This is a genomic window from Lysobacter niastensis (genome assembly GCF_015453285.1).
GTDB lineage: Bacteria > Pseudomonadota > Gammaproteobacteria > Xanthomonadales > Xanthomonadaceae > Lysobacter_J > Lysobacter_J niastensis.
In genome coordinates this window covers 1-13,605 of the sequence record NZ_JADLZT010000012.1, presented here as the reverse complement: position 1 = coordinate 13,605, position 13,605 = coordinate 1, and the positions used below count along the sequence as shown (strand labels likewise).

The following is a 13,605-nucleotide window of genomic DNA, read 5'->3' as shown; positions in this document are numbered from 1 at the left end:
GGCAAGCGGCAGGAACATGAACGAACCTGCTAGTGCCTGTTGGGCTGTGGAAAGGCAGCAGCTTGTTCGCCAAGTTGCTCGAGTTCGCGTGCCAACAGTTCGTTTTGTCCTAGTTTGCCCATGCGTCGTAGTTCTTCGATGCTGGCATGGGCCCGTTCGGGTTGCCCGCTTGCGAAATAGAGCCTGGCTAGCGTGATCTGGTACTCGGCGACATTTGGCGCAAGACGAGCGGCCTCTTCCCATAGTTGGGCTGCCAGCGAAGGATCGCCCAGAGTGTTCAACGCGTAGTTGCCTTGGATGCTAAGGACCTCGGGGTCGCGGCCATGGCTGAGTGCAGCCGCAAACATGGCGCGCATTTCTGGAGCCGGCAAGTTGCAGTGGTGCTGCAGGCTGCAATTGACCAGAGAAGCGAGAGCGCTGCGTGGTTGCGGCCCGGGCGGGGTGTCGCGTAGGCGATCTTGCAGGTTGTCCCACCAGTGCGGGTTCGCCGGCAAGCCGCTACGGCTGGCTGCAATGATGGCAGTAGCCGCTGGCAATGGTGTGGCGCCATCGACTTGCATGGCCCGTTCGAGTGCTGCCAGCGCAGGCTTCAGGTAGGGCGACTCTGGACTGTAGTCGCTCAATACGACCAGATCCCAGGCCAGGCCGTAGGTTGCCCGTGGCGAAGCCGGATGCCTTGCCGCTTCGGTCATCGAATGGAGTAGAGGGTTGCTCCACTCGCGCGCGCGCAGCGTAGCAAGGCTTCCGTACAGCACGACCAATAGAAGGGCAATCGCCCAGGCTCCATTGCGCTGACCAATCCGGCCTGTCGCAAATTGCAGCGGAACACCCAGCACAAGGAACAGGGCAAACGAGGAGAAGTAATTCCGGTGCTCATACACCAACTCAAGCGGAACCACCGTGGCGGTGAGCAGGTGGGCACAGAAAAACCAGACGATGCCCAGTGCCGCTAATGGCCAGCGACGCCGCAGCAGTACGGCGGCGACGAGCAAGGCCGCGATGATCAGGAGTGAGAGCAGGGTGGAGGCGGGTGCCAACAATCCGCGCGATACCAGGTAGTCGTCGTGATAGAGGCTGAGCTGGCCAAGGTCAGGCAACAGGGTCCAGCGCAGATAACTCATCAAGACACGCGCCTCGGTCATCAGGCGCTCGATCAGGCCGAAATCCCTGCCGGGAAAGTGCTCATCCACGGGCAGGCTGGGCAACAGCCAGGCCAAGCCGAACAGTCCCGGCAACACCAGGACCAGCATGTATGCGGCCCACAGGCGCCAATCGCGTTGGCCATTGAGGCCACGGAAACGTAGCAATGCCCATTCGATGCAGAGTGCGTACAGAGGCAGCAGCAGCGCTGACTCCTTGGCGGTCAGGCCGACGATGGTGCAGCCGATCAATCCCGCAAGCAGTCGAGTCCAGCCTTTGCCCTGTGCAATGAGTTGCTGGCGACCATCCAGGTACAGGCACAGGCCGAGGAACACGAACGTGTGGCTCAGGCTTTCCATGCGCTGCACTACGAACAGCACAGCAGTGAGGTTGATCGGATTCAACGCCCAGATCGCCGCGACCCACAGGGCGATGCGGTCGTGGCGGCTCGCATCCGGCTTGTCGATGACCGCAAGCAGACGTCGGGCGAGGCCGAACACCAGGCAGGTGTTCAGCATGTGGATCGCGATGTTGGTGAGCTTCATCCAGCCCGGGTCCAGCCCGGCTGCGGCGATGTTGAGGGCGAAGCTGAGCGACGCCAATGGGCGCTGCAGGATGGATGAGTTGGACGAGAAAGCGGCCGCCAGCCAGGCGCGCCAGCCGCTGTCCCAATGAACTTGCAACCGCGTGTTGTGGACGATGTTCGGATAGTCGTCGAACACGAATCCCCCGCCGAGGCCGGTGGCATACACGGCTGCGACCAGGGCAAGCAGGCCCAGCAAGGCCAGGAGAGAGAAACGATCCGGGCGGGATAGCCGACTCACGACGACTTCATCGGTCGGGGCCGATTCGCATCAGCTTCGAGTTGCTGGTGCAGTCGGGTCAATTCGTTTTCGTAGTAGCGATAATGGCGCAACAACCAGCGATGCAGGCCGTTTATGTCCCGGATGCGAGTTTGGGACTGCTGCCATTCCTGACGGCGGAATTCGTCCAGGTGCGCCACGCCCAGGTGGGGTGCCCCCGCACTGCCCAGCGCTGCGGCCTGTACGAGTGCATAGTCGGCGTCCGGTTCAAGCGCCAAGGCGGCGTTGAACCAGCGCAATGCCTGGTCGGGATCGTTACGGGCCAAGGAGATCTGGCCGCGTACATGCAAGAAACCACGCTTGCGCACGGTTGCTGTGCTCTGCGGGTTCGACTCCGCTGCTGTCACCAGCCGTTCCAGCCCGGCCAGGCCCAGGCCGGTACAGTTGAGTGCGTCCGGATTGCGGGCAGCATCCTGGAGCCATTGGAACAGGCCGTAATTCCATCGCTGTGCAACGGTCAGCGTGCGCAGCGCGCGTTGCAGCGTGACGTCGTGCAGTCGGCCCGTGGCCTGGCATTCCAGGCCGACGGCGCTGATCGCCACGTCGATGTCGTCCGGCGCGGAACGCTGGGCCCGGTGCAGCCGTTCCAGGGCGGCTTGCGTGCGGCCGATCTGCAGTTCCTGCGTGGCCGCACTGACCTGGGCGCGGGCGGAATCGTGTTCGTAGTTGCTGGAAACCAGGCCCAGCAGGGTCGGGTTACCCCAGGTGGTGGCGCGGGCATGGGTCAGCAGCAGCAGTGCGGCCAGCAGCAGGCTTGCCGCGGCGGCGCGATAGCGTGGATGAGGGCCGGGGCCCATCAGGAAGTGCGCCAATGGCCAGCCGAACAGGGCCATGGGCAGGTAGTTGCGATGTTCGAAGTACAGTTCCAGCGGGATCGTCGTGCTTTCCAGCAAGTGTGAAGTGAGAAAAAAAAGCACAGCCAAGCTAAGGATCGGGAAGCGGCGACGCAGCATGACGGCGCCGGTGCCGCAGGCCAGCAGGCCCAGCATCGCCGGCAGCGTGGTCCATGGTTCCAGCCAGCCGCGCGAAGGCGCGAAGCCTTCGACGTAGACGCCGCCGCCGCCAGCACGCGGCAGCAGCCACTGGCCCAGGTAGGACCACAGCGCGCGCGGTTCGCTGAGCAGGCGTTCCGACAAGGTCCAGTCGCGGTTGTGCAATACCGGCAATGGCCACAGCTGCCAAGCCGTGTGCGCCAGGTAGCCAAGGATTGCCAAGGTGGGCAAGCCCAGGCACAGCCACGCGGCGAGGTCGGCCTGCCGTCGGCCGACGATCGAATCCTGCGACGGCCGCAGGCATAACAGGTAGGCAAGCCCCGCCAAGGTGGGTGCAAGGAAACCATTGGCCTTGGACAGTCCGGCCAGCAGGGTGGCCGTGCCCACGCCGAGTGTCGTCCAACACCATCCGCGCGCGGTGTGGCGGGCAGCGAACGCCAGCACGGCGCGGTCCCAGGCCAGCAGCGCCAGCAGGGTGAAGGTCATTGGCAGCATCGCTTCGCGCTGTACGACGTACAGCGTGGTGGAGACGAAGAACGGATGCGCGGTCCACAGTGCGGCGGCCAGCAGCGGAATCCACGGCGATGCATTGAGGGTCGGATAGCGGCGCAGCATTCCGGCCTGCAGGCGGGCGATGGCCCAGGCCAGCAGGATGCCGTTGAGCAGGTGCAACAGCAGGTTGGTGCGTTTGAATGGCCAAGGGTCGGCCGGCCAGTCGCGGCCGTCCAGCAGGAAACTGAGCAGGGCGACCGGACGGCCGGTGGGGTCGGCCTTGCCGGAGGTCAGGTAGTAAAGAAAGGTCGGCCAGTCGTGGATGCGGCCGTAGGCGCCCAGCACGTCCAGGTTGCCGAAATCATCGAACAGGAACGGTCCGGCCAGGCCCGGCCAGTAGGCCCAGGCGACCAGCAGGGGCAACACGAAACCGACAACCAGCAACTGCAGACGCGAGGGGCGAACGAATGGGGATGTCATGAAGGCGGGCGAGCAGAGCGCCGGGATGGTATGCCCGTAAGGAAATGGGCTGATGACATCAGCAAAAAAGAAGGGCCGCTTACGCAGCCCTTCCCGGTTCCATCCTGGCAATCAGGCAGGATCAGTTGCGGCACTCGGACGGCAGGTACTTGTCCTGGATGCCAGTACCCTTCTTGCACTTCCAACGCACCGAGCCGGCGGTGGTCGAAGCCGACAGGATCAGGGTGTTGCCACTGATCTTCGGTTCGGCGCCGCTATAGGTGATGGTAACCACGCCAGAGGAGCTACCGACGGAAGTCACGTACTTGCCGGTGATGGTGTTCGCCGCCGGCAGGCCGTAGCTGCCCTGAGTTGCCGGGAATACACCGGTAGCGGAGAAGGTTTCGGCAACGGCGAGCTTGGAGGCGCCGGCGAGGTTGATGCCTTCCGAGACCTTGGAGCGCACAGCGTAGTCCTGGTAGGCCGGGATGGCGATGGCCATCAGGATGCCCAGGATCGCGATGACGATCATCAGTTCGATCAGGGTGAAGCCTTGCATGTTCTTCTTCATTGCATTTCCCCTAGGAGTGGTTTGGAACTTCACGTGCCTGCAGGGCCGGCTTCCCCGGTCCGTCGGCTTCGCCGTGCTGACTGCACGTGCACGTAGAGCTTACGCATAACGCATGCCAATGGTGTTTCGGCGGGATCGAATGTTCAAATCTGGACAAATGATCACGATTGGACGGTTGGCGAAGCGCTTGGGCCTGACGTTTTTGGTCACCCCGGTGAGCTGGGGTTGACCCAAAATGTCACAAAATCAGGGCTGGCCCGTACCCTGGGCCCGTCCCAGGTGGGGCGGGCTTGAGCGGTCGAGCGGTCAGTCGATCCCGAGCTTCTTCAGCTTGTATCGCAGCGCCCGGAAGGTGATGCCCAGGGCGGCGGCGGTGCGGGTCTTGTTGTAGCGGTTTTCCTGCAGGGCCTGCTGGATCGCCGTGCGCTCGATCTCCTCTATATACGAGGGGAGCGGGCTGCTGGCCGTGTCGCGCGGGCTGAGGGTGCGAGGGTCGATGCCGCTGACCACGGCCGGCGCGGACTGGGCGAGGGGCCCGGGACCGGCGGTCGCGGCGACGGTCGTCGGGTGCGCGCGCGTCGGCAGGCGCAGATCGGACGCGGCCAGGCGGTCGCCGTCGGACAGGGCGAGGGCACGCTCGAGGATGTTCTCAAGCTCGCGGACGTTGCCGGGGAACGGGTACTCGCGCAGGGCGACCAGTGCGTCGGGCTCGAGGGTGGGCACCGGGCGCCCCTGATGGGCGGCCAGGCGGGCGAGGATCTTGGCCGACAGGCCGGACAGGTCCTCCAGGCGCTCGCGCAGCGGCGGCACGCCCAGCTCGATCACGTTGATGCGGTAGTACAGGTCCTGGCGGAAGCGGCCGTCGGCCACCAGCGCGGACAGGTCCTTGTGGGTCGCCGACAGGATGCGGACGTCGACGTTGACCTCGGCGTTGGCGCCGACCGGGCGCACCGACTTCTCCTGGATCGCGCGCAGCAGCTTGACCTGCATGGCCAGCGGCAGTTCGGCGATCTCGTCCAGGAACAGGGTGCCGCCGTCGGCCGTCTGGAACAGGCCTGGCTTGTCGGCGTGGGCGCCGGTGAAGCTGCCCTTCTTGTGGCCGAAGAACTCGCTTTCCATCAGCTCGGCCGGGATCGCGCCGCAGTTGACCGGCACGAACGGCCCGTTGGCGCGGCCGCTTTCGGAATGGATGGTGCGGGCGACCAGCTCCTTGCCGACGCCGGACTCGCCGCCGATGTAGACCGGGGCCTGGCTGCGCGCGACCTTGGCGATGGTCCCGCGCAGGGTCGCCATGGCCGGCGACTCGCCGTAGAGGCGGGTGGCGACCGAATCGGTGCCGTTGGTGCGGCGCCCTTCGTGCAGCTCAAGCGCGTGACGGACCAGGTCGCGCAGCACGACCAGGTCGACCGGCTTGGCGACGAAATCGAACGCACCGGCCTTCAGTGCCTCGACCGCGGCTTCGACATTGCCGAACGCCGTGATCATCGCCACCGGAGTGTTGGGGTGACGCACGCTGATCTCGCCGACCAGCTCGATGCCCGAGCCGTCCGGCAGGCGCATGTCGGTCAGGCAAAGCTCATAGGTATTGCGCTGCAGCTGGCTGCGCGCTTCGGAAAGTGTGGAAGCGGTGTCGCAACGCAGGCCCATCCGGCCCAACGCCATGACGAGCAGTTCGCGAATATCGCGCTCGTCGTCGACCACCAGTGCACTACGATTTTCGGCCATCCCGTCCTCCCCGCTGTCACAATATCCGAAGGGGGTGGTTGCGGCCAAGCGCGCACGCCCCTGTTCAGGCAGTCAACAGTGCATTCACACCGGGAAGGCGGATGCGGAAACAACCGCCGCCGCCGGGCAGCGGGACGTAATCCAGCGTGGACTGGTTGGCGCGACAGAGCTCGCGGGCGATGTACAGGCCCAGGCCGGTGCCGTGCCCGGATGTGGTGAAGAACGGTCTGAACAACTGCGTCGCGACCGACTCGGGGATACCCGGACCACGGTCCATCACCTCGATCACCGGCGCATTGCCGATGTCGACGCTGACATGCAGCGTGACCTTCGCGGGCTGGCCCGGCATGCGCCCGTACGTCAGCGCGTTGTGGACGAGTGCGGTCAGTACCTGGTGCAGCTGGCGCGGATCCGCCAGCGCGGACACGCGCGGCAGCGTACCGCTCGCGCGCAGGCTGTCGTGCTCGAGCGGGTGACCGGCGACGTACTCGTCGATGAACTGGTGGGCGAAGCCGATCAGTTCCACGTGTTCGGGCTGCGCCGGTTCGCGGCGGGCGAGGCCGAGCACGTTCTCGACGATGCCGTTCATGCGCACGCCCTGCTGGCGGATGATCTCGAGCAGGCGGCGGTCGGCCGTCGGCAGGTCGTGCGACTCCTCCAGCAACTGGACCGCGTAGTTGATCGCGGCCAGCGGGTTGCGGATCTCATGGGCGAGGCTGGCGGAAAAGCGCCCCAGTGTCGCCAGCGTCATCGACTCGGCGCGGCGGGACACCAGCGAGGTGTCGTCGAGGAAGATCAGGGTCTGGTCGCTGCCGGCGCTCATCCGGGTGAAGCGCGGCACCACCTCGGGCATGTCCGGCACGAGCTGCAACGGGGTCTCGTCGGGCAGGCCTTCGGCGCGCCACTTGGCGAGGCGCCGCGCGAGCTCCGGGGCCGCGAGCAGGATGTTGCGATGGCCGTCGATGGGCGCGTCGCCGGCGTCGCCGAGCAGCAGCATCGCCGCCTCGTTGGCCAGGCGCAGGCGGTTGTCGCCGTCGACCAGCAGCACGCCGGTGCGCATGCGCCGGATGATCAGCTCGCTCACTTCGGCCAGGCCCGCGGCCTCCTGGCCGCGCTTTTCGGCGAGGTCGTGGCTGGCGCGCATCTGCCGGCCGACGAAGTTGGTGAGCAGGGCGATGGCGACGAAGCCGAGCGTGAACATCACCGGTTCGGCCGCCGTGCGCCCGGCCGGCTCCCCGGCCAGGTCGGTCCAGGCGAACTCGCCGACCACCGCCATCGCGGCCGTGATCGCCGCGCCCAGGCCGAGGGACAGCGGCAGCAGCAGCGCCGCAGAAGCGACGTTGAACAGCAGCATCAGCGCGATGCCGGTGCCGACCGCGGGCAGCGCGTGCATGGCCAGCATGCCGAAGGCGATGTCGCAGGCGACGCCGACCAGCGCCTGGACGCGAAGGTCGCCGCGCCGGCCCGTGATGAACAAAACGCCCGCCACCACCAGATAGAGCGACGCGACCATCTTGCCCAGCGCAGGGTGGCGCGGAGCCTCGATCAGGCCGTCGACCGGGCCGAAGACCAGCAGCGCCAGCAGCGCCGCCTCGAGCAGGCGGTACAGCGTGAAGAAGTAAAGCTCGCGCCGCAGGGCCTGGTCGGCCTCGGTGTCGTCGATGAAGTCGTGTCGTGCGGCGAAGCGGCTCAGCAAGCGGACGTCCGGCGGCGGCAGGTGTTGGGGGCGAGTATAGGGGCGGCGATGCTCCGTCACCCGCCCCGGCAAAGCGGGTGATATCCAGGTACCGGCCCGAAGCGGCACATCCGGGTTTTGCCCGGGCCGCCGCGATCGGCGACAATACGGCCCCCTCGCGCTCGGCCCGGTCTGGTCCTGACCGCGGGGATTCTTTTCATTCCCCTCGGTGACGCATGAATTTCCACGAATATCAGGCCAAGCAGCTGTTTGCCGATTACGGCATCGCGGTGCCGGCCGGGCGCGTAGCGCGCACTCCCGAAGAGGCGGTCGATGCCGCCAAGGCGATCGGCGGCGACTTCTGGGTGGTCAAAGCCCAGATCCATGCGGGCGGCCGCGGCAAGGCCGGTGGCGTGAAGCTCGCCAAGACCTTCGACGAGGTCCGGGACTACGCCAAGGGCATGCTCGGCACCAAGATGGCGACCTACCAGACCGCCGGCGTCGAGCTGCCGGTCGACAGCGTGCTGGTCACGCAGGCCACCGATATCGCCAAGGAGCTGTACCTGTCGGTGCTCGTCGACCGCAGCACCCGTTCGATCACGTACATCGCTTCGGCTGAAGGCGGCATGGACATCGAGCAGGTCGCGCACGAGAAGCCGGAGGCGATCAAGACGCTCAACGTGAACTTCGTGCAGGGCCTGCAGCCGTTCGAATGCCGCAACCTCGGCTTCGCGCTCGGCCTGAACGCCAAGCAGGTCGGCCAGCTGACCAAGATCATGCTGGGCCTGTACAAGCTGTTCAACGAGAAGGACCTGGCGCTGGTCGAGCTGAATCCGCTCGCCATCATGACCAGCGGCGACCTCGCCGTGCTCGACGGCAAGATCAACTCCGACGACAACGCGACCTTCCGTCATCCGGAACTGGCCGCGATGCGCGACATCCGCCAGGAAGACGAGACCGAGGTCAAGGCCAGCCAGCACGACCTCAACTACGTCACGATGGACGGCAACATCGGCTGCATGGTCAACGGCGCGGGCCTCGCGATGGCGACGATGGACGTGATCTCGCTCAACGGCGGTTCGCCGGCCAACTTCCTCGACGTCGGCGGCGGCGCCACCAAGGAGCGCGTGACCGAGGCGTTCAAGCTGATCCTGTCGAGCGACAAGGTGAAAGCGATCTTCGTCAACATCTTCGGCGGCATCGTCCGCTGCGACATGATCGCCGAAGGCATCATCGGCGCGGTCAAGGAAGTCGACGTCAAGGTTCCCGTCATCGTCCGCCTCGAAGGCACGAACGTGGAAGCCGGCAAGGAACTGCTGAAGAACTCGGGTCTGGCCATCACTCCGGCCGACGACATCAATGACGGTGCCAAGAAGGCGGTTGCAGCCGTCGCCGGCAAGTGAGGCTCTAAGACATGTCCGTTTTGATCAACAAGAACACCAAGGTCATCGTGCAGGGCTTCACCGGCTCGCAGGGCACCTTCCACGCCGAGCAGATGCTCGATTACGGCACCCAGGTCGTCGGTGGCGTGACCCCGGGCAAGGGCGGCACCACCCATCTCGGCCTGCCGGTGTTCAACACCGTTGCCGATGCGGTCGATGCGACCGGCGCCGACGCTTCTGTCATCTACGTGCCGCCGCCGTTCGCGGCCGACGCGATCCTCGAAGCGGCCGATGCCGGCATCAAGGTCATCGTCTGCATCACCGAGGGCATCCCGGTGCTGGACATGCTGCGCGTGAAGAACGTGCTCAACGGCTACGACGACGTCGTGCTGGTCGGTCCGAACTGCCCGGGCGTCATCACTCCGGGCGAGTGCAAGATCGGCATCATGCCGGGGCACATCCACATGCCGGGCAAGATCGGCATCGTGTCGCGCTCGGGCACGCTGACCTATGAAGCCGTGAAGCAGACCACCGACGTCGGCCTCGGCCAGTCGACCTGCATCGGCATCGGCGGTGACCCGATCAACGGCACCAACTTCATCGACGCGCTGAAGTGGTTCCAGGACGACCCGCAGACCGAAGGCATCATCATGGTCGGCGAGATCGGCGGTTCGGCGGAGGAAGAAGCGGCCGAGTTCATCTCCCAGTACGTCACCAAGCCGGTGGTCGGCTTCATCGCCGGCGCCTCGGCCCCGAAGGGCAAGCGCATGGGCCACGCCGGTGCGATCGCTTCGGGCGGTTCGGGCACGGCCGAAGGCAAGTTCGCCGCGATGGAAGCGGCCGGTGTCACCACGGTGAAGTCGCCGGGCGACCTGGGCGCGGCGATCGCCAAGCGCCTGGCGAAGTAATCGCGTAATCGCGCCTTCGGGCGCTGATGCAAAAAAGCCACCTTCGGGTGGCTTTTTTGTTTCTGGCGAAGAGCGGCCCTCACCCCAACCCCTCTCACCTCTGGACACCCTTCGGGCGCCGCAGGCGGGAGAGGGGCTCGAAGCCGGCGATGAGTGAGCTTCGAATCGAGGCGCATCTGGGTCGACCCTTCTCCCGCATGCGGGAGAAGGTGGCCCGATAGGGCCGGATGAGGGCGCTTTGTGGGATTTCCCGATAGCGCGCCCGTGAGGTGGCGGCGACGCTCGCTTGCACCGAGTATCGGAGCGCAAGATGCGCAACGGGCAGAAGCGCAACTTCGCCAGAAGCCTGAGAAGGCGCATGACGGACGCGGAGGTCCGCCTGTGGTTCCACCTGCGCAATCGCGCATTCATGGGCTGCAAGTTCAGGCGCCAGCATCCGGTCGGTCCGTACATTGCCGACTTCACCTGCATCGAGGCGCGCCTGATCATCGAGCTCGATGGCGGCCAGCACGCAGGCTCGGGCCGTGATGCCTCAAGAACAGCCAGTCTTGAGAACGAGGGCTACCGCGTCCTCAGATTCTGGAACAATGATGTCCTGACGCAGACCGATGCGGTGCTCGCGGCCATCGTTGCCGAACTCTCCGCGCGTGCTGCCCTCACCCCAGCCCTCTCCCGCAAGCGGGAGAGGGGGCTCAGAGGCTGAAGCATGTCCAACCCCCTTCGCATCGCCCTTGCCCAGTTCGACTTCCCGGTCGGCGCCGTGCACCAGAACGCCGAGCGCATCGCCGAGATGATCGCGCAGGCGCGCGACGAGTACGGTGCCGATGTCGTGCTGTTTCCGGAGTTGGCGCTGAGTGGCTATCCACCGGAAGACCTCCTGTTGCGACCGGGCTTCCTGGCCGATTGCGAGCAGGCGATGCAGCGTATAGCCACTGCGACACGAGGCATCGTCGCGGTGGTCGGCTGGCCGGAGGCGGCCGGCAGCATCGTCTACAACGCCGCCAGCGTATTGCGCGATGGCCATGTGTCGCACACCTACCGCAAGCGGGAGTTGCCCAACTACGCGGTGTTCGACGAGCGCCGCTACTTCGACGTCGATCCCGATCGCGAGGACTGCGTGTTCGACGTCGACGGCGTGCAGGTCGGGCTGATCATCTGCGAGGACCTGTGGTTCGCCGAACCGCTGGCCAGTACCGCGGCCAAGGGCGCGGAGATCGTGCTGGTACCCAACGCGTCGCCGTTCGAGCGCGACAAGCACCTGCAGCGCGATTCGCTGTTGGCGCAGCGGGTGCAGGAAACCGGCGTGGCGCTGGCTTACCTGAATGTCGTCGGCGGGCAGGACGCGCTGGTGTTCGACGGAGCCTCGGTCGTGGCCGATGGCGACGGCATCGTGCATCCGGCGGCCGCGGCCTTCACCGATCAATGGCTGGTCGTGGAGTTCGATCCGGATACGCGCCGTTTCACGCCTCTGGAATGGATGGAAGACGGCGACGAAAGCCGCGATGCGCTGGCGTGGCGCGCGGTGGTGCGCGGCACGCGCGACTACTTCAGCAAGAACGGCTTCACCCAGGCGTGGCTGGGGTTGTCCGGCGGCATCGATTCATCGCTGGTGCTGGCGATCGCCGTCGATGCGCTGGGCGCCGAGAACATCACCGCGGTTCGCATGCCATCGCGCTACACCGCCGACCTCTCCAACGACCTGGCCGAGGAGCAATGCCGCATGCAGGGCGTGCGCCTGCTGACGCTGCCGATTGAGAAACCGTTCCAGGGTTACCTCGATGCACTGGCCGAACACTTCGCCGATCGCCCGGTGGATACCACCGAAGAGAACCTGCAGTCGCGCGCGCGGGGCGCGCTGATGATGGCGATGACCAACAAGTTCGGCGGACTGCTGCTGACCACCGGCAACAAGAGCGAATACGCAGTCGGCTACGCCACGATCTACGGCGACATGTGCGGCGGGTACGCACCGCTGAAGGACCTGTACAAGACCGAGGTGTTCGCGCTGGCGCGCTGGCGCAACACCGTCGGCGACCGCGTCATCCCGCAGGGCGTCATCGACCGGCCGCCCTCGGCCGAATTGCGCGAGAACCAGAAGGACCAGGATTCGCTGCCGCCGTACGACGTGCTCGACGCGATCCTGCTGCGTCATGTCGACCAGGAGCAGTCGCGCGACGAGATCGTCGCCGCCGGCTTCGATGCCGCGACCGTGGACAGGGTGCTGCGGCTGGTGCGCATCTCCGAATGGAAACGCCACCAGGCGGCGCCCGGGCCGAAGGTGTCACGGCGTGCGTTCGGGCGCGAGCGGCGTTATCCGATCAGCAACGGGTATCGCGGTTGAGGGACGCTGGCCGCGGCCGCATTCCGCACCGATCAAACAAAAACGCCGCCCTCAGGGCGGCGTTCTTGTTTGTGGTGACAGGCTGGATCAGTCGTTGTCCAGCGCCGACTTCTCGCCCGCGAACGGGTTGAGCTTGCGCCAGTTGCTCGGGTAGTCCGGCCACTTGCCCGTCAGGTACGGGTGATCCGGCTGGTTCTGCTGCAGCACGCGCTTGGCATCGGCGGCGAGCGCCTCGTTGCCCAGGCCCGTGTAGGCGGCGGCCAGCGTGGCGACGGCGTCGTTCTGGTACTGGCTCTGCGGATAGGTTTCCAGCAGGAACTTGGCCCGGCTGGCCGCGGCGACGTAGGCCGTGCGGCGCAGGTAGTACAGCGCGGTATCGAGCTCGTGGCGGGCGAACATGTCGCGCAGGCCGCGCATGCGCTTGCGGGCATCTTCGGCGTAGCGGCTGTTCGGGTAGCGGTCGGCAACGATGGAGAAGTCGTTGAACGCCTGCAACGGCGTGGCCAGGTCGCGGCGGCTGGCGTCCAGGCTCCAGACCTGCTGCAGGAACACCGTATCGCGGTTGGAGTTCGACAGGCCGCGCAGGTAGTACATGTACGCGATGTTCTTGTGCGTCGGGTAGGTGCGGATGAAGCGGTCGATCGTGCTGATCGCATCGTCCTGCTTGCCCGACTTGTACTGGGCGTAGGCGCTCTCGACCAGGGCCTGCTCGGTGTACGGGCCGTACGGGTACTGGGCGACCAGGCGCTTGAAGGTGGCCTCGCCGGCGGACCAGTTGCCGTGGGTCATCGACTTGTGGGCTTTCTGGTAGAGCTCCTCGACCGGCACGCCCTCGTCTTCGTCCTTCTTGGTGAACTTGCTGCAGCCGGTGCCGGCGACGGCCACGGCGAGGGCGATGCTCAGGAACTGGATCAGCAGGCGCGAAGAGGCGGAGCGTTGGGTCATGACGGGTCGACGGGCGCCGAAGGTACGAAGACCGGATAATAGCAGTCCCGACGTGGGGCGGCCGGCCCCCCCCCCGCCCCCGGGCGGGCCCCCGCCCCCGCGCGGGCCCCCG

At 66.1% G+C, this 13,605-nt stretch carries 10 protein-coding genes; 4 read left to right on the top strand and 6 right to left on the bottom strand.

What is annotated here, in order from left to right; genetic code table 11:
* Positions 1-29: 29 nt before the first annotated feature.
* From IU514_RS17675 to IU514_RS17655, 5 genes are all read right to left on the bottom strand, one after another.
* Positions 30-1,964, bottom strand: a complete 1,935-nt coding sequence (locus IU514_RS17675) for a YbbN family protein (RefSeq protein ID WP_194932470.1) — start codon at positions 1,962-1,964, stop codon at positions 30-32.
* Positions 1,961-3,967: a tetratricopeptide repeat protein gene (locus IU514_RS17670; RefSeq protein WP_194932469.1), complete on the bottom strand. Its 2,007-nt coding sequence runs from the start codon at positions 3,965-3,967 to the stop codon at positions 1,961-1,963. The genes IU514_RS17675 and IU514_RS17670 overlap by 4 nt, the downstream gene beginning before the upstream one ends.
* Positions 3,968-4,088: 121 nt before the next feature.
* Positions 4,089-4,517 (bottom strand): pilin, encoded by a 429-nt coding sequence (locus tag IU514_RS17665; protein ID WP_194932468.1) that lies wholly within the window; start codon positions 4,515-4,517, stop codon positions 4,089-4,091.
* Between the two features lie 306 nt (positions 4,518-4,823).
* Positions 4,824-6,242 (bottom strand): sigma-54-dependent transcriptional regulator, encoded by a 1,419-nt coding sequence (locus IU514_RS17660; RefSeq protein ID WP_194932467.1) that lies wholly within the window; start codon positions 6,240-6,242, stop codon positions 4,824-4,826.
* 64 nt (positions 6,243-6,306) lie between these two features.
* Entirely contained in the window at positions 6,307-7,935 is a 1,629-nt protein-coding gene (locus tag IU514_RS17655; RefSeq protein ID WP_228760850.1) for a sensor histidine kinase, read from the bottom strand.
* A 218-nt stretch (positions 7,936-8,153) separates the two neighbouring features.
* On the opposite strand from IU514_RS17655, the gene sucC reads away from it, so the two are divergent.
* From sucC to IU514_RS17635, 4 genes are all read left to right on the top strand, one after another.
* Positions 8,154-9,320, top strand: a complete 1,167-nt coding sequence (gene sucC, locus IU514_RS17650) for an ADP-forming succinate--CoA ligase subunit beta (protein ID WP_194932466.1) — start codon at positions 8,154-8,156, stop codon at positions 9,318-9,320.
* An 11-nt stretch (positions 9,321-9,331) separates the two neighbouring features.
* Positions 9,332-10,207 (top strand): succinate--CoA ligase subunit alpha, encoded by an 876-nt coding sequence (gene sucD, locus IU514_RS17645; protein WP_194932465.1) that lies wholly within the window; start codon positions 9,332-9,334, stop codon positions 10,205-10,207.
* Positions 10,208-10,517: 310 nt separating this feature from the next.
* A complete protein-coding gene (locus tag IU514_RS17640) occupies positions 10,518-10,910 on the top strand; it encodes an endonuclease domain-containing protein (protein WP_194932464.1) in 393 nt (130 codons plus the stop codon).
* 3 nt (positions 10,911-10,913) lie between these two features.
* The gene (locus IU514_RS17635) at positions 10,914-12,548 is read left to right on the top strand and encodes an NAD+ synthase (protein WP_194932463.1); all 1,635 of its coding nucleotides are present in this window, start codon (positions 10,914-10,916) and stop codon (positions 12,546-12,548) included.
* An 87-nt stretch (positions 12,549-12,635) separates the two neighbouring features.
* Here IU514_RS17635 and IU514_RS17630 read toward each other — a convergent pair whose 3' ends face one another.
* A complete protein-coding gene (locus tag IU514_RS17630; protein WP_194932462.1) occupies positions 12,636-13,493 on the bottom strand; it encodes an outer membrane protein assembly factor BamD in 858 nt (285 codons plus the stop codon).
* Between the last annotated feature and the right edge of the window lie 112 nt (positions 13,494-13,605).

Coding starts and splice junctions, on each gene's coding strand:
- IU514_RS17670 (WP_194932469.1), bottom strand. CDS start 3,967: ATGACATCCCCATTCGTTCGCCCCTCGCGTCTGCAGTTGCTGGTTGTC.
- IU514_RS17630 (WP_194932462.1), bottom strand. CDS start 13,493: ATGACCCAACGCTCCGCCTCTTCGCGCCTGCTGATCCAGTTCCTGAGC.
- sucC (WP_194932466.1), top strand. CDS start 8,154: ATGAATTTCCACGAATATCAGGCCAAGCAGCTGTTTGCCGATTACGGC.
- sucD (WP_194932465.1), top strand. CDS start 9,332: ATGTCCGTTTTGATCAACAAGAACACCAAGGTCATCGTGCAGGGCTTC.
- IU514_RS17660 (WP_194932467.1), bottom strand. CDS start 6,242: ATGGCCGAAAATCGTAGTGCACTGGTGGTCGACGACGAGCGCGATATT.
- IU514_RS17665 (WP_194932468.1), bottom strand. CDS start 4,517: ATGAAGAAGAACATGCAAGGCTTCACCCTGATCGAACTGATGATCGTC.
- IU514_RS17640 (WP_194932464.1), top strand. CDS start 10,518: ATGCGCAACGGGCAGAAGCGCAACTTCGCCAGAAGCCTGAGAAGGCGC.
- IU514_RS17635 (WP_194932463.1), top strand. CDS start 10,914: ATGTCCAACCCCCTTCGCATCGCCCTTGCCCAGTTCGACTTCCCGGTC.